Origin of the sequence: Jeotgalibacillus sp. R-1-5s-1 (genome assembly GCF_004405105.1) — a bacterium.
Classification (GTDB): domain Bacteria; phylum Bacillota; class Bacilli; order Bacillales; family Jeotgalibacillaceae; genus Jeotgalibacillus.
The window spans coordinates 1-525 of record NZ_SORW01000036.1 but is presented as its reverse complement, the minus strand read 5'-3'; the positions used below and the strand labels follow the sequence as shown (position 1 = coordinate 525).

Genomic DNA, 525 nt, shown 5'->3' with positions numbered 1-525 from the left:
CCGTTCCCATGCCGAACACGGAAGTTAAGCTCTTCAGCGCCGATGGTAGTTGGGGGTTTCCCCCTGTGAGAGTAGGACGTCGCTAGGCGGTATTACATAATACCGTGGAGAATTAGCTCAGCTGGGAGAGCATCTGCCTTACAAGCAGAGGGTCGGCGGTTCGAGCCCGTCATTCTCCACCATTATTTGCCGGTGTAGCTCAATTGGTAGAGCAACTGACTTGTAATCAGTAGGTTGGGGGTTCAAGTCCTCTTGCCGGCACCAGTTTTCCTCGAGCCATTAGCTCAGTTGGTAGAGCATCTGACTTTTAATCAGAGGGTCGAAGGTTCGAGTCCTTCATGGCTCACCATGATTTTCATGCGGGTGTGGTGGAATTGGCAGACACGCTAGACTTAGGATCTAGTGCCGCAAGGCGTGGGGGTTCAAGTCCCTCCACCCGCACCAATTCAATATGCGGGAGTAGTTCAGTGGTAGAACACCACCTTGCCAAGGTGGGGGTCGCGAGTTCGAATCTCGTCTTCCGCT

5 tRNA genes and 1 rRNA gene are annotated in these 525 nt (G+C 53.3%); all 6 read left to right on the top strand.

Going from position 1 to position 525, the window contains the following annotated elements:
- Nucleotides 1-88: ribosomal RNA gene (gene rrf, locus E2491_RS12615) — 5S ribosomal RNA — on the top strand; the annotation flags it as partial.
- An 18-nt stretch (nt 89-106) separates the two neighbouring features.
- A tRNA-Val gene (locus tag E2491_RS12610) sits at nt 107-182 on the top strand.
- A 6-nt stretch (nt 183-188) separates the two neighbouring features.
- Nucleotides 189-264: transfer RNA gene (locus E2491_RS12605), tRNA-Thr, on the top strand.
- Between the two features lie 9 nt (nt 265-273).
- Nucleotides 274-349, top strand: a tRNA-Lys gene (locus tag E2491_RS12600).
- Nucleotides 350-359: 10 nt separating this feature from the next.
- Nucleotides 360-444, top strand: a tRNA-Leu gene (locus E2491_RS12595).
- A 9-nt stretch (nt 445-453) separates the two neighbouring features.
- Nucleotides 454-525, top strand: a tRNA-Gly gene (locus E2491_RS12590).